Annotated in this window: 23 protein-coding genes; 18 read left to right on the forward strand and 5 right to left on the reverse strand. The window is 41.7% G+C overall.

What is annotated here, in order from left to right; translation table 11 throughout:
- Positions 1 to 1,275 precede the first annotated feature (1,275 nt).
- A complete protein-coding gene (locus MKY15_RS15070) occupies positions 1,276 to 2,076 on the reverse strand; it encodes an NAD kinase (RefSeq protein ID WP_067207583.1) in 801 nt (266 codons plus the stop codon).
- 106 nt (positions 2,077 to 2,182) lie between these two features.
- On the opposite strand from MKY15_RS15070, the gene sppA reads away from it, so the two are divergent.
- The 5 genes from sppA (at position 2,183) to MKY15_RS15095 (ending at position 6,583) form a co-directional block, all read left to right on the forward strand.
- Positions 2,183 to 3,196: a signal peptide peptidase SppA gene (gene sppA / locus MKY15_RS15075; protein ID WP_067207586.1), complete on the forward strand. Its 1,014-nt coding sequence runs from the start codon at positions 2,183 to 2,185 to the stop codon at positions 3,194 to 3,196.
- A gap of 13 nt (positions 3,197 to 3,209) precedes the next feature.
- Positions 3,210 to 3,800, forward strand: coding sequence for an RDD family protein (locus tag MKY15_RS15080; RefSeq protein WP_082786520.1), 591 nt, complete (start codon positions 3,210 to 3,212; stop codon positions 3,798 to 3,800).
- 30 nt (positions 3,801 to 3,830) lie between these two features.
- Positions 3,831 to 4,337, forward strand: coding sequence for a thiol peroxidase (gene tpx, locus MKY15_RS15085; RefSeq protein WP_067207588.1), 507 nt, complete (start codon positions 3,831 to 3,833; stop codon positions 4,335 to 4,337).
- 64 nt (positions 4,338 to 4,401) lie between these two features.
- The gene (locus tag MKY15_RS15090) at positions 4,402 to 5,313 is read left to right on the forward strand and encodes a class I SAM-dependent methyltransferase (protein WP_342537895.1); all 912 of its coding nucleotides are present in this window, start codon (positions 4,402 to 4,404) and stop codon (positions 5,311 to 5,313) included.
- A 79-nt stretch (positions 5,314 to 5,392) separates the two neighbouring features.
- Positions 5,393 to 6,583, forward strand: coding sequence for an acetate kinase (locus MKY15_RS15095; protein ID WP_342537897.1), 1,191 nt, complete (start codon positions 5,393 to 5,395; stop codon positions 6,581 to 6,583).
- Between the two features lie 130 nt (positions 6,584 to 6,713).
- On the opposite strand, the gene MKY15_RS15100 is transcribed toward MKY15_RS15095, so the two are convergent.
- Complete coding sequence (locus tag MKY15_RS15100; RefSeq protein WP_067207597.1) at positions 6,714 to 7,163, reverse strand: universal stress protein; 450 nt, start codon at positions 7,161 to 7,163, stop codon at positions 6,714 to 6,716.
- A 299-nt stretch (positions 7,164 to 7,462) separates the two neighbouring features.
- On the opposite strand from MKY15_RS15100, the gene ald reads away from it, so the two are divergent.
- A complete protein-coding gene (gene ald, locus MKY15_RS15105) occupies positions 7,463 to 8,581 on the forward strand; it encodes an alanine dehydrogenase (RefSeq protein ID WP_067207599.1) in 1,119 nt (372 codons plus the stop codon).
- 81 nt (positions 8,582 to 8,662) lie between these two features.
- Here ald and MKY15_RS15110 read toward each other — a convergent pair whose 3' ends face one another.
- On the reverse strand, positions 8,663 to 9,760 hold the full coding sequence (locus tag MKY15_RS15110) for a Xaa-Pro peptidase family protein (protein WP_342537898.1): 1,098 nt from the start codon (positions 9,758 to 9,760) through the stop codon (positions 8,663 to 8,665).
- Between the two features lie 105 nt (positions 9,761 to 9,865).
- Here MKY15_RS15110 and MKY15_RS15115 point away from each other — a divergent pair, with 105 nt between their 5' ends.
- Together MKY15_RS15115 and MKY15_RS15120 are read left to right on the forward strand one after the other, a co-directional pair.
- Entirely contained in the window at positions 9,866 to 10,546 is a 681-nt protein-coding gene (locus tag MKY15_RS15115) for a metal-dependent hydrolase (protein WP_342537899.1), read from the forward strand.
- A gap of 123 nt (positions 10,547 to 10,669) precedes the next feature.
- Complete coding sequence (locus MKY15_RS15120; protein ID WP_067207606.1) at positions 10,670 to 11,977, forward strand: DRTGG domain-containing protein; 1,308 nt, start codon at positions 10,670 to 10,672, stop codon at positions 11,975 to 11,977.
- Positions 11,978 to 12,142: 165 nt separating this feature from the next.
- Here the strand turns inward: MKY15_RS15120 and MKY15_RS15125 are convergent, their stop codons facing one another.
- Positions 12,143 to 12,463 carry a YtpI family protein gene (locus MKY15_RS15125; RefSeq protein ID WP_067207609.1) on the reverse strand — a complete coding sequence of 107 codons (321 nt, stop codon included), beginning with the start codon at positions 12,461 to 12,463 and terminating at the stop codon, positions 12,143 to 12,145.
- A gap of 92 nt (positions 12,464 to 12,555) precedes the next feature.
- Here MKY15_RS15125 and MKY15_RS15130 point away from each other — a divergent pair, with 92 nt between their 5' ends.
- The 8 genes from MKY15_RS15130 to MKY15_RS15165 all read left to right on the forward strand — a co-directional run bounded on the left by MKY15_RS15130 (position 12,556) and on the right by MKY15_RS15165 (position 22,791).
- Positions 12,556 to 13,491: a bifunctional oligoribonuclease/PAP phosphatase NrnA gene (locus MKY15_RS15130; protein ID WP_187047303.1), complete on the forward strand. Its 936-nt coding sequence runs from the start codon at positions 12,556 to 12,558 to the stop codon at positions 13,489 to 13,491.
- Positions 13,492 to 13,512: 21 nt separating this feature from the next.
- Positions 13,513 to 16,596: a DNA polymerase III subunit alpha gene (gene dnaE, locus MKY15_RS15135; protein WP_342537902.1), complete on the forward strand. Its 3,084-nt coding sequence runs from the start codon at positions 13,513 to 13,515 to the stop codon at positions 16,594 to 16,596.
- 176 nt (positions 16,597 to 16,772) lie between these two features.
- Positions 16,773 to 17,432: a GntR family transcriptional regulator gene (locus MKY15_RS15140; protein WP_067207615.1), complete on the forward strand. Its 660-nt coding sequence runs from the start codon at positions 16,773 to 16,775 to the stop codon at positions 17,430 to 17,432.
- 14 nt (positions 17,433 to 17,446) lie between these two features.
- The gene (gene accD / locus MKY15_RS15145) at positions 17,447 to 18,289 is read left to right on the forward strand and encodes an acetyl-CoA carboxylase, carboxyltransferase subunit beta (RefSeq protein ID WP_342539771.1); all 843 of its coding nucleotides are present in this window, start codon (positions 17,447 to 17,449) and stop codon (positions 18,287 to 18,289) included.
- Position 18,290: 1 nt separating this feature from the next.
- The gene (accA, locus tag MKY15_RS15150; RefSeq protein WP_338652901.1) at positions 18,291 to 19,244 is read left to right on the forward strand and encodes an acetyl-CoA carboxylase carboxyl transferase subunit alpha; all 954 of its coding nucleotides are present in this window, start codon (positions 18,291 to 18,293) and stop codon (positions 19,242 to 19,244) included.
- Between the two features lie 62 nt (positions 19,245 to 19,306).
- On the forward strand, positions 19,307 to 20,266 hold the full coding sequence (gene pfkA, locus MKY15_RS15155) for a 6-phosphofructokinase (RefSeq protein ID WP_067207620.1): 960 nt from the start codon (positions 19,307 to 19,309) through the stop codon (positions 20,264 to 20,266).
- 163 nt (positions 20,267 to 20,429) lie between these two features.
- Entirely contained in the window at positions 20,430 to 22,190 is a 1,761-nt protein-coding gene (pyk, locus tag MKY15_RS15160) for a pyruvate kinase (protein ID WP_340741810.1), read from the forward strand.
- A gap of 217 nt (positions 22,191 to 22,407) precedes the next feature.
- Positions 22,408 to 22,791 carry an FxsA family protein gene (locus MKY15_RS15165; protein WP_342537904.1) on the forward strand — a complete coding sequence of 128 codons (384 nt, stop codon included), beginning with the start codon at positions 22,408 to 22,410 and terminating at the stop codon, positions 22,789 to 22,791.
- On the opposite strand, the gene MKY15_RS15170 is transcribed toward MKY15_RS15165, so the two are convergent.
- On the reverse strand, positions 22,781 to 23,755 hold the full coding sequence (locus MKY15_RS15170) for an AI-2E family transporter (protein WP_342537905.1): 975 nt from the start codon (positions 23,753 to 23,755) through the stop codon (positions 22,781 to 22,783). The genes MKY15_RS15165 and MKY15_RS15170 overlap by 11 nt on opposite strands.
- A gap of 184 nt (positions 23,756 to 23,939) precedes the next feature.
- Between MKY15_RS15170 and citZ the strand changes: the two genes are divergently transcribed.
- Positions 23,940 to 25,055 carry a citrate synthase gene (gene citZ, locus MKY15_RS15175; protein WP_067207654.1) on the forward strand — a complete coding sequence of 372 codons (1,116 nt, stop codon included), beginning with the start codon at positions 23,940 to 23,942 and terminating at the stop codon, positions 25,053 to 25,055.
- 70 nt (positions 25,056 to 25,125) lie between these two features.
- Positions 25,126 to 26,394: an NADP-dependent isocitrate dehydrogenase gene (icd, locus tag MKY15_RS15180; protein ID WP_067207657.1), complete on the forward strand. Its 1,269-nt coding sequence runs from the start codon at positions 25,126 to 25,128 to the stop codon at positions 26,392 to 26,394.
- Positions 26,395 to 26,435 lie beyond the last annotated feature (41 nt).

The raw sequence follows: 26,435 nt of genomic DNA on the forward strand, positions 1-26,435 counted from the left end.
AATCTGCTATGGTGCTCAATAATGAGAGAGTTGTAATTCGGTGTGTGGATTGTAGAACGCTTGGCGCTTTGGGGATGCCTCTCGCCGTAAGCCTGGATTAGCGCTACGCATCCAGTCTTACGACTTCGGCGACCCCTTTGCCGCGCCTGCGCTAGGGTGTTCATTATAGAGAGAAATATGATTTTGAGATGTATATGCTGAGATTATAATGTGATTACTTTTTGCTACTATTTATATTCAAGAAAGACGTGCCCCGGCTTGCAGATTTCATCGTAGATAATGAAAAGCTCTTTCTCACATAGACCATCCAGCGCAGGCGCGATAAGACTGAAAGTGGTCTTCTTTCTGGCTTATCGCGGGAGGCATCCACAAAGCGTCGAAGCGGTATTCGTAGGATTTTTATTTCATTCCAATTATTGTTTTTTTCAGTAGCCTTTCAAAAGCCCTTGTAAAGCGCATACGTTGTATTCATTTGTTCAACATATATAGAGCTAGGGATAAGTGAGTTAATAATGCCGAAATACTTTAAAACATATTTTTTAAATTTTTATGGAGAAATCAGGTTATGGAGATAGGGTAATGCCATAAAATGAAAGAATTAGGAGTAAGTACATACTTAGGGCGAAGATAAATCATGATTGTTCCATCGCGTTCCAATTTCATAAGTACACGAAGTGCTAAAGCTTTTTGGGACGAAAGAATAGAGGGGCATAGACCTGGATAATAGCCGCCAAAGATGTTATTTTGGCGGCTGAAACTTTCTTTAGGGTTATCTCTTTTTTACTAGTAAAGAAGTGTCAATTTCTATATGGTATCACATGATTACATGCATACTCTTTTGCTAATAGTAAGCAATATAACGTGCAAGAGTGCCCGAAATTGCATCTTCGGGCACTTACAATCCCTATAGAAAGTCATCTATTCTTTTCTTTCAAAACAACTGTATTTTTCACTTGAACATTGTAGGTACGCGACAGGCAACTATTCACAACAGGATGACCCAAAAAAAGTGTGGCTAGAAGCGACGGAGTCACTTCTAGCCACACATGCCTCACGGTAAATATGTCGTGATTAGTTCGCCGAAAGCGAACCGGAAATGGTCCAGTGAAAATGGGTTTTTCCAAGCCTTAATACCAGTGTTTTATGCAAATAAATGGTTAATCAACAGACGTAATTGTAGATTGAAAGGTTCTTACTAAAGTAGTTGAGCTTTTCAATGTTGAAATCATATGTATTGCTATAAAACGGTAATCGACAGGCGGTGTTGCTTTTCTTTTATAAATAAATTCGCTGCACTTTCTCCCAGAAGGAGTTATTTTTCAGTTTCACAGTTTTCACAGTTTTATCGCTTAATCTAATTTCCACACTTTCAACTTGGCGAATCCCCAGCGCTTCATTGTCAGCAGCAACTAAAGGGAAAACGTTGCCATCCTGATGAACTTTTAGTTGGAATTTACGTTCGCCACTCATTATGAAGGACGAGCCAAGTGTTCTGTATTTATTATTGTTTACGGAAGCAAGCTCAGTCACTTGGAAACACCGAAGTAGTGGATCAACGACCGCTCCATTGACAGACTTATTGTAAGCAGTACTGCCAGTCGGTGTGGAAATTATTAGACCATCACCGAGGAATGTTTCGAATAATTTATCATCTATAATGACATCCAGGACGAATGTCCGAATGATATTCGAGCGAATACTGAATTCATTTAGGCAATAGAATGGTTGGTGATCATCAATCTTTACTTCGATAAGTGGATACTTTCTCACTTCAAGACCTTCTTTACGAATGGTCTGCGTCATTTCGTAAAGATTGTTATAATGAAAATCACAATAAAGTCCGGGTTTACCTGTTAAAGAAATACCTGCATATAAACAATCCTGTCGGAAACCGGTTTTTCGAACCGCTTGTAAAAAAGAACCATCGCTACCGATGCTGATGATAATATTTGCATCTTTATCGTTGTCGGTCATTGTAAAACCCTCATGAATCAACGCATCTGCCACTTTGGATTTTTTATCAAGTGAATCTTCATCATGTTTACTGTAAATAAAAATATTCATTCGATCTGTCATTACACAAAGCCCCCTCTGAATAAGTTATACTGATTTTACCACGTGGTGAAACATTTTGGTGTGTCCGAACGTATAAGTTAATGGAATGAAAAAGGAGGAATTTGAAATGACAATTAAACGATGGATTGCAATCATCGTAGCTGCAGCACTTGTTTTTGTGTCAATAGGCATAAATTCACTATCGTACATATTTACGAGAGATTTCAACGGATTCTTTGAAGACATGATGGCAACTTCATCTTCGGGGTATGAGGAAGCGATTATTGAGGAAGGAACGGGTAAGGATAAAATCGCTGTTCTTTCTCTTGATGGGGTTATTCAGGACTTAGGGGATACGTCATCCCTTTTCCAATCTGCAGGTTATAATCATCAGTATTTCATGAATCAGTTGTCTGAAATTCTTGAAGATACTAATGTAAAAGGCGTTGTGCTTGAAGTGAATTCACCAGGTGGCGGAGTCGTTGAATCAGCGGACATTTATGATGCTCTCCGTATGATTCAAGTAGAAAGAGAGATTCCGCTGTATGTTTCGATGGGCGGAATGGCTGCTTCAGGCGGTTATTATGTATCAGCTCCAGCTGATAAGATATTTGTTAATCGTGAAACGATTACAGGTTCAATCGGTGTCATTATGGAAAGTGTTAACTATGCGAAACTTGCTGAGAAATACGGCATTGATTTTAACACGATTAAAACAGGTCCATATAAAGATATTATGAGTGGATCTCGTGAGATGAAAGATGAAGAACGCGTAATGCTTCAAGAAATGATAAATGATTCCTACGAACGCTTTGTTGATATTATCGAAGAAGGTCGCGGCATGACAGAGGCTGAAGTGAAAAAAGTAGCTGATGGCCGTATCATGAATGGGCGTCAGGCAATCGAAGCTGGGCTTGCAGATGAATTCGGCAAGGCGGGTGATGTTATTGCTGCCATGAAAGAAGATTATAATCTTCAAGATGCCACAGTCTTTGAGTATACGTCCCTTGATAGCTGGACTTCAATACTCGGCGTGAAAGCAGGAAATATGTTTGGCGGTAATATTGAGTCTGAACTAATCGGTAAGTTATTAAACGATTATAATGCACCACGGATGATGTATTTGTATGGTGAAAAATAAGGAGGGCTAGCGAATGTCGGAACACATCGAACAACAACCGGATCTGACGGGGAATTCCACTGCTGCGACGCCTATTCCAGATTACGAGACTATTCAAACTGAACATTATCGGGCGAAGTATGCGGGTTTCTGGACGCGACTATGGGCATATACAATCGATCTTCTTGTTTTATCAGCAATAAGCGGGATTATCATTAAACCGATTTTTCGAGTTGCAGGTTGGGAGATTACAAATCCCTCATTCTTCTTCTTCAGCACCTATAAAGTTACTATCCTTATTTTGATGTTACTTTACTTTGCGCTTATGACGAAGTATTTACAGCAAACAGTAGGGAAGATGATCATGGGCATAAGAGTAGTGGCTAAAGACGAGGGTAAGCTTACGTGGGGGTCTGTCATATTCCGCGAAGTCATCGGAAGATTCATATCCAAAATGTTGGTCATCCCTTATCTGCTGGTCCTATTTATGCCTAGAAAAGAAGCATTGCATGACTTATTCGCCGATACTGTTGTTGAACATGAGCATTCTTATGAAAAAGAGATGGTTGTAGATTACCGTAAACGGATTGAGGGACAACAGTTGCAAGACGGTACTATCATTTAGTAAGATAGACTTAGAAGAGGAGGCGTCTTAATGGCTAACGTTACATTCAAGAACAACCCTGTTACATTGCTTGGAAAAGAAGTTGCAGTAGGTGATACTGCGCAAGATTTTACAGCACTTGCGAACGATTTGAGTCCGGTGACACTTGCCGATTCAAAAGGGAAAATCAGGTTAATCAGTGTGATTCCTTCAATTGATACGGGTGTCTGTTCAACACAGACGCGTAAATTTAACGAAGAGGCTGCTTCACTTGGGGATGACGTTCAAGTATTGACGATTTCTGCCGATCTTCCTTTTGCACAAGCGAGATGGTGTGCTGCTGAAGGTATTGCAAATCTACAGACATTATCCGATCATCGCGATTTATCATTTGGAGAAGCGTACGGCGTCGTAATGAAAGAACTTCGCTTGCTTGCACGTTCTGTCTTCGTTATCGATAAAGATGATAAAGTGACGTATGTTGAGTATGTCGGCGAAGGTACAGACCATCCTAACTATGAACAAGCAATCTTAGCGGTAAAAGAATTAACGAAGTAACTAAAAAATACTAATGAAAACCCACTCGGAAACGGGTGGGTTTTGTGAGTTGAGGGATAACTAAATGACAACTAATACAGAAAAAATATTTTCATTCATTGATGCATATGCAGAATCTACAGAAGTACTTTACCTGGAAGCAACCATTGATATTTGTCAAAAATGGCTTTCAGGAGAATCGCAACCTGCGGTATCAGAAACAGTAACTAAAGAGGATATCCGTAGAGGTATCCAGCTTGCAGTCCTGAAGGGGATGAAGCAAAATGTACAGCCTAACCACCAGATGACTCCTGATTCAATCGGATTGCTCATTGGACATATTGCTGGAAAATTGGCGATAGGTGAACAAGGTATTACACTTCTTGACCCTGCAGCTGGTACAGGAAATCTTCTCTATACGGTCATGAACACAATTGAGAACGATGTCACTGCGACAGCAATAGAAATTGATGATTTGTTAGTGAGATTGTCCGCTGTTACTGCGGAATTACTTGAGCACCCTGTCACATTCTATGTGCAGGATGCATTGCGACCGTTATTTGTCGATCCAGTCGACATCACCATAAGCGATTTACCTGTCGGATTTTATCCTGATGATGAAAATGCACTCAATTATGAATTGATGCCTGCAGAGGGGCATGCTTATGCACATCATCTGTTCATTGAACAATCAATGAAGCATACGAAACCAGGTGGGCACGGTGTATTCATCATACCTGCAAATTTGTTTGAGTCCGATCAATCGCCTACATTGCATCCCTATTTGAAAAAACAAACGAATATCCGGGCAATTATTCAGTTACCTGATTCGTTATTTAAAATTGTAGCGCACGCAAAAAGTATATTAATCTTACAAAAACCTTTACCAGAAGCAAAAGTGACACATGATGTTCTTCTTGCTAAAGTTCCTAATATGACAGATAAGCATGCCATGGCCCTGTTTCTTCAGAAAATCGATATTTGGGCTACTGAATAAAGCTGGAATCTAGACTTACTCGGTAGCTGTGTGTTTAGAATTGCTTGGTAAAGAAATATGTGTAAAAGGAGCGCTTTATATGCGGAACATTTTAGCGATAAACGCTGGAAGTTCGTCCTTGAAGTTTCAACTTCTCCAGATGCCAGAAGAGCACGTAATAGCAAAGGGACAAATTGACAGAATAGGTCATTCAGAATCGATTTTCAACATGAAGTTCGAACAACGCAGGGTAGAAAAGGGTCAAGATATCCAGAATCATACCGAAGCTGTAGCTATGCTTCTTAAGATGCTGATTAGTGAAGGAGTCGTTCGATCATTCGATGAAATTGATGGGATCGGTCACCGTGTTGTACACGGTGGCGAAGTTTTCAGCGGTTCCGTACTCATCAATGATAAGATACTTGCAACGCTTGAGGGACTATCAAACCTTGCGCCACTCCATAATCCCGCAAACATTGTTGGCATTAAGGAGTTTAGTAAAGCATTGCCTAATGTGCCTGCTGTTGCGGTTTTTGATACGGCGTTTCATCAGACGATGCCGGAAAGTTCTTTTCTTTATCCGTTACCCTACGAGTATTATGAAAAATATGGCATCCGAAAATACGGTTTCCACGGTACAAGCCATAAGTATGTAACGGAACGTGCTGCGGAATTATTAAATCGTCCACTTGAAGATACACGTCTTATTTCCTGCCATTTGGGAAATGGTGCAAGTATAGCTGCTGTTGAAGGTGGGAAATCACTCGATACGTCGATGGGTTTTACCCCTCTTGCGGGGGTGACAATGGGGACGCGTTCAGGAAATATCGATCCGGCACTCATCCCATATATTATGGAGCAGACGGGAAAGACGGTCGAAGAAGTCCTAGACGTTTTGAATAAACAATCGGGAATGCTTGCTATTTCAGGGTTTTCAAGCGATTTACGTGACATTGAAATCGAGGCTTCAAAAGGGAATGCACGTGCACAGCTGGCTCTAGATGTCTTCGCAGATCGAATTCATAAATACATTGGTTCGTATGCGGCAAGGATGGGCGGAGTGGATGCGATTATCTTTACAGCCGGAATCGGTGAAAATAGTGATGTCATTCGTAAGAAAGTGTTAGAAGGTCTTGAATTTATGGGGGTCTATGTTGATCCGGATTTGAATACTATCAGGGGTAAGGAAGTGCATATCAGCTTTCCGTACTCTCCCGTTAAGGTGTTAGTAATCCCGACGAATGAAGAAGTAATGATTGCACGTGATACGATGCGTGTTGCGAAGTTATAAAACATCCAATTGAGTGTTAGATAATAAAAGAGTTGCCCAGGGAAATAATGGGCAACTCTTTTTTGAAAAGATAAGAAGATATAAGTTTTGACTTAGCACTTTGTCTAGAAGGCGCCTTGCGCTTTTCGTATTATAATGCTTCAGGTGTACGAATGACGAGGACGTCACATTTTGCAGAACGGACGATGTTTTCGGATACACTACCGATTAGGAAACGTTCGACCGCATTCAAGCCAGTTGCACCACAAATGATAAGGTCTGCATTTAGTTTTTTAGAAATATCTTTCGAAATCATTGTTTTTGGTGACCCATATTCTACTATGACATTAACGCGTTGCAAGCCAGCTTTCTCGGCTTCCAATTTATAGTCGTTTAACAATTCTTCTGCGAACTTTTGTGCTCTTTCGGCAATCGACCGATCATAAGCTTCGACCGCAGCATATGAACGTGTGTCGATGATGTTAATCAAGTTTAATGTAGCCTCGTTTCTATCGGCAATTGCCACCGCTTTTTTGAAAGCCCACTCTGATTCCTTTGATCCGTCGACAGCAACAAGAATTTGTTTGTATACTAATGTCATTTAATTTCACTCCATTCTTTAAATAGGTATACTTACTTACTTCGATAAAAAGGATGAAAAACCTTTTAATAATAAAGAATAAAGTGACGAATAGTTTTAGTTTCGACAAAAATGTCACATTTTCGAATTAAGGTTAAAAAAATTCTCGAATAATAAGACTTTTGAGTAATAGAGTATTCTGCGAATTGATAAAATACAGCATAAATCCTTACTATCTGATAATATTAAAAATAGATTGGCCTGGATGAAAGATTTTCGAATGGTCAACTAACTAAATGTTATCTTTAGGAGGAATCGCAATGATTATTGGTGTCCCAAAAGAAGTGAAAAACAACGAAAACCGTGTTGCTATGACACCTGCAGGGGTTTTTAACTTAAAGTCGGCAGGTCATGAAGTTATCATTGAAAAAGGTGCAGGTCTAGGTTCAAGTTTTACGGACGAGGATTATACTGCAGCAGGCGCTAAAATCGTTGCAACTGCAGAAGAAGCATGGAATGTAAATATGGTTATGAAAGTAAAAGAACCGGTTGCCGCTGAGTATGGTTATTTCAGTGAAGGGCTTATCTTGTTCACTTACTTGCACCTTGCCCCTGAAGTAGAATTAACAAAAGCACTTCTTGACAATAAAGTTGTAGGAATCGCTTACGAAACAGTGCAGCTTCCAAATAACTCGTTGCCTCTTCTAGCTCCTATGAGTGAAGTTGCAGGCCGCATGGCTACACAAATTGGTGCACAATACTTACAACAAACAAATGGTGGTAAAGGTATTCTATTGAGTGGCGTACCGGGCGTTTCACGTGGCCACGTAACTGTTATTGGTGGTGGGCAAGCTGGAACAAATGCTGCTCGTATTGCGGTTGGTATGGGTGCGAAAGTAACTGTTCTTGACTTGTCAGTCGATCGTCTGCGTCAATTAGACGAAATCTTCGGCAATGATATTCAGACACTTGTTTCAAATCCATTCAACATTGCTGAATCAGTAAAAAATGCAGACCTTGTTATCGGGGCGGTCTTAATCCCAGGAGCGAGAGCGCCGAAACTTGTTTCAGAGGAAATGGTTAAATCAATGAAACCTGGATCTGTTCTTGTAGACATTGCAATTGACCAAGGTGGTATTTTTGCGACATCGGATCGTGTAACGACTCATGATGAGCCAACCTATGTGAAACATGGTGTTGTTCACTACGCGGTAGCGAATATGCCAGGTGCAGTTCCACAAACTTCAACAACTGCATTAACGAACGTTACAGTTCCTTATGCACTTCAAATTGCGAATAAAGGCTACAAACAAGCTTGTTTAGACAACGTTCCTCTTCAAAAAGGTATCAACACAATGGAAGGGCATGTTACGTATAGAGCTGTAGCAGATGCTCAAGGTGTTGAGTATGTATCCGCTGAAACACTTTTGAATCAATAATGTTTAACTTGATTCAGCAGAAGTCCCTGCTGATATAAAAAGGCTGTCCACACTTGTTAGAGTGTGGACAGCCTTTTCTAATTATGGTTGAATAATCTGTAATTCTTTAGGGAACTTGGTTAATACTTCGACGCCATCAGCTGTAACGACAACATCATCTTCAATCCGTACACCTGTAACTGCTGGATTATAAATACCTGGCTCAATTGTGAAGACCATACCTTCCACAAGGGCAAATTCGTTTGTACCAGTCATGGATGGGAACTCGTGAACTGAAATTCCAAGTCCGTGACCGATACGGTGTGTGAAGTATTCACCGTAACCCGCTTGATCAATCACATCACGCGCAGCTTTATCAATTTCCATAGCCTTGACGCCGGGACGAACCAAATCAACAGCAGCCTGCTCCGCTTTTCTTACCGTTTCATAAATTTCACGCATTGCATCCGTTGGTTCACCGAACGCAACTGTGCGTGTAATATCTGAACAGTAGCCGTTATAAACGACGCCTAGGTCAAAGAGGATGAAGTCGCCTTTTTGGATTTTACGATCTCCAGGTGTACCGTGTGGAGATGCTGTTTTCGGGCCAGAAAGAACCATCGTATCGAACGACATTTTCTGAACTCCTTTTTTCTTCATTTCAAACTCAATTGCCATAAGAATCTCAAGTTCAGTTTTTCCTTCAGCGATTTCTCTGCAACCAACTTCAATAGCGTAATCAGCCAGTTCAGCGGCTTTACGTAAATTATTTAGTTCATCTTCGCTTTTGATGTTACGCATGCCGTTTAGCTGTTCGTCAAGGCGAACAAATTTAGCGCCAGTAAACAGTTCATTCATCCGCTCAAGACGCTCCACTGTCAAATGAGATTTCTCAATTGCGATTGAAGCAGGGAGTTCTCCACGTTTACGGACAGCCTCCATTACGATATCCCAAGCATCATCTGTATCTTCGTGACCAACAGCGTCATAGGACCAGCCCGCTGTTTTTACGTCAGGTACTTCCATCAAGGGACAAATTACAAATGGTTCTGCATCTTTAAATACCATTACGCCAAGAAGACGTTCATGCGGGTCACTCTGGAATCCAGATACGTAAAATACGTTATCTGGTGTAGTGATAAATGCCGCGTCCAAGTTTTCTTTCTGTAAAAACTGTTGTATTTCTTTAACTTTACTCAATTCAATGACCTCCTCTAATATACTTCTATCATAACAAAAAAGAGGGTTTTCAGGTTGTATAACGAAAATTGTTTAATAAGATAAGAAAATGGAGGAGATTATTCAATGCAAATTTCATACCACGGTCATTCAATTGTGAAAATAAAAACAGGCAACTGCACAATTCTCATTGACCCGTTCATTACAGGAAATAAGCTTACAGATCTTGAAGTTGGAAACGAAAAACCGGATATTATTTTACTGACGCATGGACATAATGATCATGTTGGAGATACGGTGGCAATTGCAAAGGCGAGCGATGCACTAGTTATAGCACCAAATGAACTTGCCGTTTACTTGGGTTGGCAGGGAATAAGAACACATGGCATGAATATTGGAGGTGCCTGTAAATTTGAATTCGGTACAGTAAAATATACGCAAGCATTTCATAGTTCTTCTTACACAACAGAGACCAATGACATCATTTATACAGGTATGCCAGCAGGTATTTTAGTAATGGTGGAAGAGAAAACAATTTATCATGCTGGGGATACGGCAATTTTTAGCGATATGGAGATGATTGGTAAGCGTCATCCAATCGATGTCGCATTTGTTCCAATAGGTGATAATTTTACAATGGGCCCTGAAGATGCTGCATGCGCAGTTAAGTTGCTCAATCCGCGACTAGCTGTACCAATCCATTTCAATACATTTCCGCCGATTGAGCAGGACCCCGAAACATTCAAAGCGCTAGTGGAAGGACATGAAGTGAAAATAATGATAGCGGGAGAAGTTTTTGAATTATAAAAGAGCTATGCGAAAATTTTTTTGAAATAGCTTATCTATTGCGTCCAGGCGCCCGGTTAGCGCTTTTCTTAAGCCTTTTGTGGTAGAATGTCCTTAAGGTCATGATAGAGAAAAGGTGAAGACATGGCGACAAAACATGAATTGATACTCCGCTATATCGAGGGGTTAGCCGTCGGTGAGAAAATTTCGGTCCGCCAAGTAGCGAAGGCGCTGTCTGTCAGCGAAGGGACTGCTTACCGGGCCATCAAAGAGGCGGAAAATCAGAAGCTCGTCAATACGATTGAACGTGTAGGAACAATCCGGATTGAAAAGAAAAAGAAAGAGAATATTGAACGACTCACATTTGCAGAAGTACTTAACATTGTCGACGGGCTAGTAATCGGTGGCCGTGGGGGATTACATAAGACGTTGACGAAATTCGTTATAGGTGCAATGCAATTAGACGACATGATGCGCTACATCGATGCGGGAAGTCTTTTGATTGTCGGAAATAGATTGAAAGCGCATGAAACTGCGCTTCTTGCAGGTGCTGCAGTGCTAGTCACTGGTGGATTTGACGCATCCGATGAAGTGAAGAAGTTAGCGGATGAATTGGAACTACCGGTTATTTCGACGAGTTACGACACATTTACCGTAGCAACGATGTTGAATAGGGCAATCTATGATCAGTTAATTGAAAAAGAAATTTTGCTGGTGGAAGATATTTTGACCCCGCTCGCTGACACAATTACACTTTCAGCAAAAGATCAGGTCACTCATTTTCATGAAGTGAACGATAGGACATCTCATACTGGTTATCCAGTTGTAGAGAAAAAGGGGAAACTTGTGGGTGTAATTACTTCACGTGACGCGATTGGTAAAATGGATGATGAATTGATTGAAAAAGTAATGACACGTCATCCGATAACAGTTACGGGAAAAACATCTGTTGCTTCGGCTGGGCATAGTATGATTTGGGAAGGTATTGATTTGTTACCAGTTGTTTCGGATGCGGGATTACTTGCTGGAATTATTAGTCGTCAAGATGTCTTGAAGGCGCTTCAAATGACTCAGCGTCAACCTCAGCAGGGTGAAACAATTGATGATATTGTTAAAAATCAGATGAAATCCATTCCTGAACAACCGCATACTGTCGAATTTACAGTTATCCCGCAGATGACGAATCAGTTTGGTTCTTTGTCATACGGAGCTTTGACCACCCTTTTAACTGAGGCAGGCAACAGAGCTATCAAAATGCGGAAACGCGGGGAAAGTGTCCCGGAAAATATGTCACTGTACTTCATTAAGAATGTTGAACTTGGAAGTATAGTTGTCGTTATTCCAAAGATATTACATATGAGCAGAAGGTTTGTAAAAGTCGATTTCGACATACTAACCGAAGGGGACCTAGTTGCAAAGGCCATGATTATGTATCAATTGTTTGAACGATAATTAAAGAACGCGGTCCAAGGACGCAGCATCCTGTCGTAAATTGGTCATATAAGTTGAAGTATTGATAACTGAGCGGAGGCGCCTTTCAAGGGGTAGCCGCAGCGGATTCAATGGAATTCTCTATTTTAACGTATAAAGACAAAAAAACTGATGCACATGTGCGCATCAGTTGTCGTTCAACTTTGTTTCTTCATCTACAAAGCTTCTGTAATGTTTATAGGCCTTGAAATTAAAAATACCTACGTAAGCTCCGAATAGGATAAATAAGGCTGCGATAACATATGTTGTGATACCGTCAAAAAGCATAAGCTGATTGAATCCGAAAAACAACAGCAAACCGCCGAGCGAGGCGCCAGACATACTAGCATACATTTTCTTGCGAATTGGAAATAGTGATCTTGTGCGGAACTGCCGAGTCTTAAAGTAAAAGTAGAAGACCGCAGAAGCGATGATGAAAAATACGAAAATGAAATTTATCGTTAACATGAAAGCCCTCCATTACATACAAACTTCTTACATTGTAGCGGCTTTTGGAGCAGAATGCGAACTGAATATATCGAAGCTTGGGGGAATCGGATATGAAAAGACAAATCATCGACACAATTGAAAAGTACGATAAAATCATTATTCATCGTCATGTGAGACCAGATCCTGATGCATACGGATCACAATCAGGACTGAAGGAATTGATAAAAGCAAACTATCCTAATAAGCAAGTGTTTGCAGTTGGCCAACACGAAGAATCACTTACCTATCTCGCGCAACAAGATCACGTCGAGCGGTCGTTTTATGAAGGAGCTCTTGTGATTGTCACTGATACAGGAAACACGGGTCGAATTGACAGCGAGTTTTATACAGAAGGTGCTGTACTTATGAAAATTGATCATCATCCTGATGCAGACCCATACGGCGATATCAAATGGGTTAACACCTCTGCAAGCTCGACATCTGAAATGATCTACTCGTTGTATGAAGAAGGCAAACAGTTTTATGGGTGGAAAATGACCACTGATGTGGCTAGGTTGCTATTCGCGGGAATTGTCGGGGATACAGGACGTTTTCTGTTTCCAAGTACAACAACAACAACTTTTGAAGCAGTTAGCGAGCTTATCAAATTTGATTTTGATCGTCCGGAATTATTTGCGGGAATGTACGAAGTTAAGCGGGAATTGCTACATTTAAAAGGATATATGTACCAAAACTTTACCATGGATGAAAATGGAGCCGCATTTGTTAAAATAGATAAAGCGACACTTAAACAATTTGGCGTAACTGCATCTGATACATCTCAACTCGTTGGGGCGTTAGGTGACGTGCAAGGGATTTGTGCATGGATCATATTCATAGAAGAAGAGGATCAAATTCGCGTTCGACTACGCTCAAAAGGTCCTGTCATCAATACTTTAGCTGCCCAATACGGTGGCGGTGGACATCCTCTTGCCTCGGGTGCTTCTGTTCATTCATGGGAAGAAGTAGACGAAGTCATCGCGAAGTTAAAACAATTATGTGTATAAAAAACAGGCGGAGGGATTGCATTGACACTTGTCTATCCGCAAGTAGTAACTGGCGCCGATCTTCTGCGTGGAATTAATAAACTAGATTATTTAGCCCCGCTTCTGAAAAGGAGAGGGGCTAAAGCCGTCGCGATAGTTAACTCGAAGTTGTACGGTATTCGGTCATTTTATAAGGTGATGAAAAAATACGGAATTCGTCCGGTTATAGGATTATCTATCTTTTTAGAAATTGAAGAAGGGGTAGTTGCTCTTCTTTACGTTTACGCAAAAGATGATGAAGGTTATCGAAATTTGTTGAAGATGAGCAGTGCCGTTTCCGTAAGAGAGTCTGAAACGCTGCCGCTACAATGGTTGAAAGCATACAGCAAAGGCTGTATCATCGTTTGTCCGTTGACGGATATATCCTGGGGGCCTTCACTATCACATAACGAAGAAGTGTTCCAGCGCGTCATAAAGGATTGCGACAAGTCATCGATATTCATTGGTGTTGCTAGGACAGAAGGCGTCAGACATCCTGATGAAGAATTAATTGAGAAAATTGCAGATGTAACCAATACGCCTATCGTTGCGGTTTATGAAAGTCGGTACACCGACAAGGAGGATGCATTCGCTTATGAAGTTGCGGAAGTAATTCGGACAGGATTCAAGCTGAATGACCCTGCTAGGCCTGAAAACCGTCACAAGGCAGCATATCTACCAGAAGAAGCTGAGCTTGCTGAATGGTTCTCAGACAGAGCAGAGTGGCTTACAAATACGTCAAGTATCCTCTTGGCGTGTGATGCAGAATTGCCTCCGAGTCAATCGCTTATGCCTGTGTTTCCAGTTCCGGCGGGAGAAACGGCGACAAGTTTGTTGGAGCAAAATGGAATGACGGGTTTGCAAAAACGACTAGGCAAAGTGGATGAGGCATATGAAAAACGACTCCGTTATGAAATTAGTGTAATTAGTGAAATGGGCTTTGCCGATTACTTCCTGATTGTCGAAGATTTTATGCGTTACGCTAAAGAAAATGCTATCTTGACGGGTCCAGGGCGGGGGTCTTCGGCCGGATCGCTCGTTGCTTATGCGCTTGGCATCACAGATGTTGATCCGATTAAATATAGGCTCATTTTTGAACGATTTCTAAATCCGGGCCGGGTAACAATGCCGGACATTGATATTGACTTTGCGGATAATCGACGTGCGGAAGTAATTGACTATGTTGCACAGAAATACGGGAAGACAAATGTTGCGCAAATCATTACGTTTGGCACGCTTTCTGCCAGATCGGTTGCTCGAAATGTGGCACGTGTGTTTGACTTTTCAAATGAAGAAATGGCTTATTTATCGAAGGAAATTCCTAATAGACATGGAATTACGCTTGAAGCGGCAGTTGCAGAATCGAAGGCACTGCAAGATTGGATTGCAATTGACCCGCTAAGAAATGATTGGTTGAAAGCAGCAATTCGTCTTGAAGGATTACCTCGTAACGCATCTACACATGCTGCAGGTGTGATTTTATCGCCTGTCCCGCTTGTTGAGGTGGTACCGCTTCAAAGTGGTGCGGATGGAATTTACCTTACCCAATGGCCGATGGGAGATGTTGAAGAACAAGGTTTATTGAAAATGGACTTCTTAGGTCTGCGTAATTTAACTTTATTAGACCGTATCAGATCTATGATTACTTATGACAGAGGAATTCGCTTGGATTTTGAAAAGATTCCCCTAAACGATGAAAAAACCTTTGAGCTTTTTAGGGCGGGAGATATGACAGGGATCTTTCAGTTTGAATCGGATGGAATGAGAGATGCCCTTCGTTTGATTCGACCGAATAAATTTGAAGATATCTTTGCAATTAATGCACTTTATAGACCAGGACCGATGGACAATATTCCATCGTATAGCAGGCGTAAAAATGATAATGAAAAAATAACGTATATTCATCCGCAACTTGAATCTGTTTTGAAAGAAACCTATGGGGTTATCGTCTATCAAGAACAAATCATGGAAATCGCAGTCTGCGTGGCAGGATTTACGATGGGTGAAGCGGATTTGTTAAGGCGTGCTGTAAGTAAGAAAAATCGGGAGAATCTAGAAAAGGAACGAACTCATTTCACGCAAAAAGCTCTTGAAAATGGTTTTCCGGAAAATTCCGCTGTTGCAATTTACGATCTTATTGTAAAGTTTGCGGACTACGGATTTCCGAAAAGCCATGCTGTTGCCTATTCCCTTATCTCGTACCGGCTTGCTTATTTAAAAGCGAATGAACCCGCTTATTTTTATGCTGCACTCCTTTCATCGATGACTGGAAATAATGACAAGGCAATGGAGTTAATGCGTGAATCTGAGGCGGCGGGCGTTAAGATTTTACCGCCATCTATTAAGTATAGTAAATATATGTATACAGTTGAAAAAGGCTCAATTCGGATTGGACTTGGCGCTATCAAAGGTGTGACGCCTACATTTTACGATGCTATAAAGCGTGCAAGGAAGTCTGGTGGTAATTGGAAGACATTATTTGATATGGCAGCATCAGTCGGTGGGGATGTATTTACTGAGAAGGCGATTCGGCCACTTGTAAAAGCAGGGGCACTCGATGAGTTTGGAGAATCACGGGCTATTTTGATCGCTTCAATTGACGCGGCGATATCTCATGCATTGTTCATCCGCCCTGATGATGGCGATGATTTATTAAGTGAAGTGCTTCGTTCGGTGGCGAGCCCAAAATATTCTCCGGGTGGCACACTGCCCCGCATGACGCTACTCGAATATGAAAGAGAAGTACTTGGCTTCTATCTTTCAGAACACCCTGCAGCAGAAGTGAAAAAAGCGGCAGGTGGTGGATTCCATACCATTACTTCAATTGATGGAATTCCAGACCGCGCATATGTGAAAATGGTGGGTCTGATTACTGAGATAAAACGAATAAGAACAAAAAAAGGGGAATCTATGGCATTTGTTACGATTCAAGATGAGACGGGACAAATTTCTTGTACATTATTCCCGAAACAGTATATGATTTCAGAAAGTCAGCTTACTGAAATGGCGATAATTCATGTAGAAGGAACTGTCGAACGTCGTAGAGGGAAGCCACAAATACTTGTTCAACAAACGAAAGGCAGTTAAGAGGCATGCTGATATAACAGGCATGTCTCTTAACCGTTGCATAAAAGTACGTGTTGTGTATTACGGTTTGATTCGATTTCCATCTTTCACTTTACGTTCAGCATCGTTTTCTGTATGCTAAAGGCAGGAGTGGTCAGACCACTTATCATCATGTCTATTTCCAAAGGGGTCCACGCATGCAAAATCCAAAACCATCGTCGAAAATGTTTCTAGATATTGTCGGTGAACTTAAATCGATAATTAAAGAAGAGGGCATTGAAACCGGTGGAAAGCTACCTTCCGAACGTGAACTGGCAGAACGTCTGCAGGCAGGAAGATCCACGGTTCGTGAAGCGTTACGAAGTTTGGAACTGCTCGGGCTTATCGAAACTCGGCGTGGTGAAGGTACGTTCCTTGTCGATTTCAGGAAGCATCAACTTGTTGAAGTCCTTGCAGCTTTCATCATGCAACAGCCCGATTCCGTCATCGATGTTCAGGAAACACGGAGAATTCACGAAACGGCGGCAATCCTCGCTATATGTAAGGACAGTGCATTACGGGCATTACCAGTATGGGAGAGCTTGCTGAAAAAAATTGATCAGGATGGGGAAATTTTACGAGAGGACCTTGTCCGTGAGATGATTGTTGCAGCGGGAAATCGATTATCGCTTAAAATTTGGTTTTTATTAAAACAATATAGTAAAGTACCATTCAGTGAAATGACAAAAGTTGATGAAAACGATAGTGTGAAAATGTTGCTTCTAAACTTGGGTGATGGCAACGTGATTGCCACGTTGGAAGCCTATTCTGAATGGATTGAACTAGTTGAAAGTGAAAGAGGGGACAATAATAAATGATTCGCGATCTATTTATGAAAAATAGAAAAAAGCATACGACGACAATACCTTCCGTTGACGCTAAAAATGATGTACCAGAAGGAATTATGACAAAGTGTCCAGAATGTAAAAATATTATTTTAACAAAAGATCTAATCAAACTAATGAAAGTCTGCCCGAAATGTGATCATCATTTGAAGATGACAGCAGCAGAACGTGTAGCTTGTCTATTCGATGAAGAGACATTCAAATCAATTGACGATCATTTGAAGACGGAAAATCCACTTAATTTTCCTGCTTACACTGAAAAAGTTGAGTCAGATTCGAGAAAAACGGGTTTGAATGAGGCAGTTCTTACTGGAACAGGTAAAATCGATGGACTGGAAATTGCTGTAGCTATTATGGATTCACATTTCCGTATGGGCTCGATGGGGTCGGTTGTTGGTGAAAAGATTACCCGCGCAATCGAAAAAGCGACTGCACTTGGCATTCCAATGATTATCTTTTCGGCGAGCGGTGGGGCACGTATGCAGGAAGGCGTGTTATCACTCATGCAAATGGCGAAAACAAGTGTCGCACTTACGCGTCACGCCAGTGAAGGTTTGTTATATATATCAGTCATGACATACCCAACGACAGGCGGCGTGTCAGCAAGTTTCGCATCGGTTGGTGATATTAATATCGCGGAGCCAAAAGCTCTCATAGGTTTTGCAGGTAGACGAGTTATCGAACAAACTGTTAGAGAAAAATTGCCAGACGACTTCCAAACAGCAGAATTTCTCCTGGACCACGGCCAACTGGATGCAGTCGTTCATCGTACGGATATGAAAGAAACTATATCTAAGATTGTTCGACTTCACGTGAAAGGGGCTAACTGAAATGGGGAAAACGTTGAAATTCGAGGAACCAATCGTCAAGCTGCGCGAGAAAATCGTAGAACTTGAAGAGTTCACAGCGAACAATTCGGTTGACCTTTCAGATGAAATCGGAACGTTAAAGGTTCGTTTGAAGAACTTGGAAGAAGAAATATATGAGAATATGGAACCGTGGGACCGTGTTCAAGTGGCAAGGCATCCGGAACGTCCAACTACAATTGACTATATCAATATGTTGTTTGAAGATTTTATGCAACTGCACGGGGATCGGGCTTATGGTGATGATGCAGCAATTGTGGGGGGGATCGCTTCATTTGAATCGGTTCCAATAACAGTTATCGGCCATCAGCGTGGGAAAGACACAAAAGAAAACGTCAAACGGAATTTCGGAATGCCGCATCCTGAGGGGTATAGGAAAGCATTGCGCCTTATGAAACAGGCTGAGAAATTCGGCAGACCAATCATTTGCTTCATCGATACGAAAGGTGCTTTTCCTGGCAAGGCGGCTGAAGAGCGGGGACAAAGCGAAGCGATTGCACGTAATCTTGTTGAAATGGCTGGCTTGACTGTTCCAGTTATCTCTATCGTCATCGGAGAAGGCGGGAGTGGCGGAGCGCTGGCACTTGGGGTGGCAAATCATATTCATATGCTTGAGCACTCAACTTACTCTGTTATTTCACCTGAAGGAGCCGCTACCATTCTTTGGAAAGATTCAAGTCTTGCCAAACAAGCTGCCGAAGCTATGAAGATTACAGCTCCACACTTGAAAGAAATGGGTATTATCGATGATATTATTCCAGAAGTTCGAGGTGGTGCGCATCGTGACTCGAAAGCGCAAGCTATTAGTATCGGGAATGCAATTCGAACTTCGTTGGATGAATTAGGAACGCTAGATGGTAAAGGCTTAGTTGACCATCGTTATGATAAATTTCGCTGTATAGGCGTTTTTTCTGAATAAAAGAAAGATGCGGGTGACCGCATTTTTTCGTGTTCATAAAAATCTACATAGGAGTGATTTCAATGAAGAAGATTGCTGTGTTGACAAGTGGGGGAGACGCGCCTGGGATGAATGCTGCAGTTCGTGCAGTTGTTCGGAAAGCAATTTATGAAGGACTTGAAGTTGCAGGCGTTTTCAATGGTTATCAAGGATTAATCGAAGGAAAAATCGAACTTCTACAACTGGGTTCCGTGGGTGATATAATTCAACGGGGCGGGACCATATTACGGTCAGCCCGCAGCGCTGAATTCCGGACGCTCGAAGGCCGTCAAAAAGCACTGAAACAATTGAAGTTGAACGGGATTGAGGCTTTAGTCGTCATTGGCGGTGATGGTTCGTTCAGAGGTGCACTTGAATTAACGGCTCTTGGTCTACCATGTGTCTGTGTTCCAGCAACAATAGATAATGATATCAATGGCACTGAACTCACAATCGGTTTTGATACGGCATTGAATACAGTCATAGATGCCATCGATAAGATTCGCGATACTGCTACATCTCATGAACGTACATTCATTATTGAAGTTATGGGACGCGATGCTGGAGACCTTGCCTTATGGGCGGGACTGGCTGGCGGTGCTGAAACGATTCTTGTACCGGAAGAGAAGTATGAATTGCCTACGATCATCGAACGGCTGAAAAGCGGTAAGGGACGAGGTAAAAAGCATAGTATCATTATTGTAGCTGAAGGGGTTATGTCGGCCGCAGAGCTTGCTGAAATATTGAAGCGCGAAGCAGATATCGAAACACGTATATCAGTGCTTGGACATATTCAGCGAGGAGGTTCACCTTCTGCACGTGATCGTGTCATTGCAAGTCAGTACGGAGCAAAAGCTGTAGAAGTCTTGAAAGAAGGACGCGGTGGCATTGCGATTGGCATGCGAAATCATGTGGTGGTAGACTATGAGTTGACAGATGTTTTCGAACAATCAAATGGTTTGGATATGGAAATGTACAAGCTGTCCAACGAATTGTCTATTTAACTTTATGTAGCAAAAATTCCCTGCCTTTATACGTGGGAAGACAAACGCGAACGAAGTCAGTAATTCAGAGGGCATCAAAATGTCGGCTGAATCGAGCGAGCACTATTTAAAATCTGGGTGCAATTAATTGGGTTGTTAAAAAAACTAAAAGAGGCGATATTTGATGAGAAAAACGAAAATAGTATGTACGATTGGCCCTGCAAGTGAATCACCGGAATTATTGGAACAACTTATTGAGGCTGGTATGAATGTAGCGAGGCTGAATTTTTCCCATGGTAATCATGCGGAACATAAAGCCCGTATCGATTCCATTAGAAAAGTCGCACGTGAAAAAGGCAAAGTTGTTGGGATTCTATTAGATACGAAAGGACCAGAAATTCGGACGCATTCTATGATGAATGGAAAGTTGGAACTTGTAACAGGACAAAAAATTGATATTTCCATGACGCAAGTCGAAGGAAACAATGATGTATTTTCAGTAAGTTACGATAAACTTATTGAAGATGTAAACGAGGGTTCTGTTATTCTTTTAGACGATGGTCTAATCCAATTAGAAGTTACTGGTAAAGACGTAGCACGAGGGTTAATTCATACACTAATTATTAATTCGGGGTCATTAAGCAATAATAAGGGCGTTAACATACCGGGTGTTTCAGTACAACTTCCTGGAATGACGGAAAAAGATGCAGAAGATATCCTGTTTGGTATTAGGGAAGGTGTCGACTTCATAGCTGCCTCATTCGTAAGACGGGCTTCCGATGTTATGGAAATCCGTGCCCTTCTTGAGAACAACAACGGCTCGAACCTGCAAATTATTCCGAAGATAGAAAACCAAGAAGGCGTCGACAATATCGATGAAATTTTGAATGTTTCAGATGGTCTTATGGTAGCACGTGGTGATCTGGGTGTAGAAATACCACCAGAAGAAGTACCACTTGTCCAGAAAAATTTGATTGAGAAGTGTAACCAGGCGGGTAAACCGGTTATCACGGCAACACAAATGCTTGATTCGATGCAGCGTAACCCGCGTCCTACACGTGCAGAAGCGAGCGATGTAGCGAATGCGATTTTTGACGGTACCGATGCAATTATGCTGTCAGGAGAGACGGCAGCAGGAATTTATCCAGTCGAATCAGTCCAAACGATGGATCGAATTGCGCTTACTACGGAAGCTGCCATCGATTATCGCTCTGTAGTGTCGACACGTCGACGAGAAAAACATGGTAATATGACTGAAGCGATTGGACAAGCTGCAGCATACACGGCTATCAACTTGAAAGTGAAGGCTGTCCTTGCCCCAACAGAAAGTGGTCACACAGCTAAAATGATTGCCAAATATCGTCCAGGTTGCCCAGTTATTGCGGTAACGTCATCTGAAATGTGTTCAAGAAAACTATCACTTATCTGGGGCGTCTACCCGATAGTTGGAAAAAAAGCTTCTTCGATTGATGAAATCTTGCAAGAGTCTGTAGAAGAGAGTGTTAAACATCAATATGTCGGACATGGTGATGTGGTTATCATTACAGCAGGTGTTCCAGTTGGTGAAGCGGGAACGACGAACTTGATGAAAATACATGTCATAGGTGATTTGCTTGCACGAGGACAAGGAATTGGCAAAGATGTAGCTTATGGTCGAACTGTTGTAGCCAAAAATGCAGCTGAAGCATTGGCGTATGATACAGAAGGAGCTATTCTTGTAACGAACGCATCTGATCGTGATATGATGCCTGCCATCGAGAAATGCGCAGGACTCATTACGGAAGAAGGCGGATTGACGAGTCATGGTGCAATTGTCGGACTCAGTTTAGGTATACCGATAATTGTCGGAGTTGAAAATGCTACCCAGCTTATCCAACATGGCAAGGAAATTACGATGGATGCTGAATCTGGCGTTATCTATAATGGACACGCGAGCGTTCTATAAAGTTAATCTTCAATCAGAGGGGGGTTCTTCATCCCCCACTGATTGTTTAAAGAACTTAGGCTAAGTGTGCGCCACGTCCTGTGGCAAAACCTAAGTAACCAACAGGGAGGAATGAACTGCAATTCTTCCTCGTTGGCCCTACCCATTCGGGATAAATAAGATAAGGCTGCTTCCGAAAATGCTCGGTAAGCAGCCTTTTTTAGGAGATGAATTTTGCATGAAATGGATAGTACTCACATTTATTGCTGTTCCGGCAGCTGAGCTTGCTTTACTACTTTATTCAGGGAAGACGCTAGGTCTATTGCCCACGATAGCTATTATCTTTATCACGGGGATAGGAGGGGCATATCTCGCCAAACGCCAAGGTATGAAGGCTTGGACTGAATTGAAAATGCGTATGACAGCTATGGAGACACCTGGAGATGCACTTATTGATAGTGTTTGTATCCTATTTGGGGGGCTTCTGCTAATCATGCCTGGTTTCATTACCGATTTAGTCGGCTTATTACTCCTTTTCAAAGGACCAAGAAATAGTATCAGACCATTTATTCAGAATTGGATTTATAATAAAATGAAAAAAGGACAAATTGTTATCCGGTAAATAAAGGATGCTGTCTGACTTTCAGTGCGGTAAAAAGTAAGAATGGTGTCAGTAGAATACCGGGTAATCCGAATAAATAGAAGGAAGAAGCCGTTATGAAAAAAGCATGAATTGGCTTTAGGTGGAAAGTGGATGCCCACATGTATGATTCGGCCATTTGTCTAGTTATCATGGTGAATAGATAGAGTAAAATAAGTGAGATACCTATATATAAATTGTTTGTGTATAGGAAGAAAGCGGCCATGGGCAGTAGGAACAGGCCGATACCGAGGAATGGCAGACTATCTGCCAGCGAGATAAGAAAAGCGTTGCCAATGGGTGACTCGAACCGTAAAAGCAAGAACCCTATTGAGATAATACAGAATGTCAGGAAGAATAAGCGGGCTTCTACTGATACGAAAGTGCCGATAAGTTTACCGGATTTCGTAAACATACCTTTTGCTGGCAGGCGTATGGTGCTAGGGAAATAGACTAGAAACCAGTAGCGGTTTTTTCCGGATTCCCGTAAGGCAAAAAAATAAGCAACGAGGAAAATGAACAAACTGAATAACTGTTGAAAAACGGTACTGATGATTGTTAGGGTGTATTCTAAAAGCGCATGGCCATATTCTACAACTTTATCCTCGAGGAAAGTGAATAGCTTGCTAGGGATGTCGGTATTTTGTGTGAATGGGGCTATATGGCGTTCGACAGTTGGAACGGTGTCAATAAGCCCATGGATTGCGATGAAAGTGAACGCGCTAATTAAAAAAAGCATAAGTGTCATAACGAATAATGTTGCAATTGTAAGCGGAAGCTTGGTCATTGAGCGGACGGATGATAAGATAGGGGCAGTGAAGTAGGCGATAATGATAGCGATTGCCGCCGGGGGAACAGTGAACAGGATAATACCCGCCAAAAAAGCAGGAAACCATTTCATGAAAATTGATTGAAATGCTTGTTGCTTGTTCCGGTTTTCTGGCATTTTCCGTCCCCCTTTTTATAAAACTAAAAACAAAAACAAGCGTATCCATTCACAAAGATGACAATATTGATTATAATGGTCGTTGTAAGCGTTTTTAAGTAGCGAATTAGTATTAGCAGACTAGCTGTTCTTCTGTCTCCTTTTTGTAGATTGGACAGCTGTACTGAAAGAGGGAGCGATTTATATGACGTCAACCAAAGGGTTGGAAGGAGTCGTAGCGACACAGTCAGCAATCAGTTCTATTATTGATGACACACTTACATATGTCGGCTATGATATTGATGATCTTGCAGATAACGCCAGCTTTGAAGAAGTTATTTATCTTCTTTGGCACCAGCGTCTGCCAAAAGAGGACGAGCTTGCAGAGCTGAAAAAACAGCTTGCAGAGAATATGTCTGTTCCTCAAGAAGTACTTAATCATTTCAAAACGTATCCTATTGGGGAAGTACACCCAATGGCTGCACTGCGTACTGCAGTATCTCTACTTGGACTATACGATGAAAAAGCAGAAGATATGTCTGATGAAGCAAATTACGAAAAAGCGATTAAGCTTCAAGCGAAAATCGCTACACTCGTTACTTCATTCTCACGTATCCGTAAAGGCCTTGAGCCGGTTGCTCCAAAAGCTGAACTTGGCTATGCTGAAAACTTCCTATACATGCTTTCAGGAAAACAGCCTGAAGCAATTGCAATTGAAGCATTCGACAAAGCACTTGTCCTACATGCAGACCATGAGCTAAATGCATCTACATTCACAGCACGTGTTTGTGTAGCTACGCTTTCTGATATGTATTCAGGTGTGACAGCAGCGATTGGTGCACTTAAAGGACCACTTCACGGTGGTGCAAACGAACAAGTAATGAAAATGCTGATGGAAATCGGTTCAGAAGACAAAGTAGAAGCATATATCCGTGCAAAATTGGATAACAAAGAAAAAATCATGGGCTTCGGCCACCGTGTCTACCGTAAAGGTGATCCACGTGCGAAACATCTTCGTGAGATGTCTAAGCGTTTGACTGAACTTCGCGGCGAAGAGAAATGGTACAATATGTCCAATAAAATCGAAGAAATTGTTACCGGCGAAAAGAATTTGCCGCCGAACGTCGATTTCTATTCGGCTTCTGTCTATCATTCACTCGACATCGATCATGATTTATTCACGCCAATTTTCGCAGTATCTCGTATTTCGGGATGGATTGCACATATCCGTGAGCAATATGCGAACAATAGATTGATCCGTCCTCGTGCAGATTATACGGGACCGGGCATGCAAAAATACGTTCCAATTAAAGAACGATAAGAACGAAAATACATGGGGCAGCATAGATATATGCCGGCCCTCTGATTTTGAATTTGGGAGGAAATTATTCATGACTAACGGTGGAAAAATTACAGTAACTAATGGTGTTTTAAACGTTCCTGATCACGCAACAATTCCTTTTATTATCGGTGACGGTACTGGTCCGGATATTTGGCATTCGGCATCACGCGTACTTGAAGCAGCTGTTGATAAAGCTTACGACGGCAAGAAAAAGCTTGTGTGGAAAGAAGTTCTTGCAGGGGAAAAAGCATTCAACGAAACTGGCGAATGGCTTCCACAAGCAACACTAGACACAATCGATGAGTATTTGATCGCTATTAAAGGACCACTTACTACGCCAATTGGTGGCGGTTTCCGTTCATTGAACGTTGCGCTTCGCCAAGAATTGGATCTTTACACTTGCCTACGTCCAGTACGTTACTTTGAAGGTGTTCCTTCACCAGTTAAACGTCCTGAAGATTGCGATATGGTTATTTTCCGCGAAAATACGGAAGATATCTATGCAGGTATTGAATATAAAGAAGGTACACCTGAAGCGAAAAAAGTAATCGAATTCCTACAAAACGAAATGGGTGTTAAAAATATTCGCTTCCCAGAAACTTCTGGTATCGGTATCAAACCTATTTCTGAAGAAGGTACAAAACGTCTTGTACGTGCTGCTCTTGCTTATATCATTAAAGAAGGCCGCAAGTCACTGACGCTTGTCCATAAAGGAAATATCATGAAGTTTACAGAAGGCGCATTCAAAAACTGGGGCTATGAAGTAGCTGAACAAGAATTCGGCGATAAAGTCTTCACATGGAACCAGTATGATCAAATCAAAGATGCTGATGGAACTGATGCTGCAAACAAAGCACAAGCTGAAGCTGAAGCAGCAGGCAAAATCATCGTTAAAGATGCAATTGCTGATATCTTCTTGCAACAAATCTTGACACGTCCAAAAGAGTTCGATGTTGTTGCAACAATGAACTTGAACGGCGACTATATTTCTGATGCACTTGCTGCACAAGTTGGTGGAATTGGTATTGCTCCTGGAGCAAATATCAACTACATTACTGGGCATGCAATCTTTGAAGCAACTCATGGTACTGCACCGAAATATGCAGGACTTGACAAAGTTAACCCTTCTTCACTCCTTCTTTCAGGCGTCTTGATGCTTGAGCACCTTGGATGGAACGAAGCGGCAGCTATGATCACTGCTTCAATCGAAAAAACAATTGTTTCTAAAGTTGTAACATACGACTTTGCTCGTCTTATGGACGGTGCAACTGAAGTGAAAGCATCTGAATTCGCAAATGAATTGATCAAAAACCTTTAATTATTACTACTTTAGCGGTGGAGAAGACTTCGGTTTTCTTC

Origin of the sequence: Sporosarcina sp. FSL K6-1540, assembly GCF_038620285.1 — a bacterium.
Classification (GTDB): domain Bacteria; phylum Bacillota; class Bacilli; order Bacillales_A; family Planococcaceae; genus Sporosarcina; species Sporosarcina psychrophila.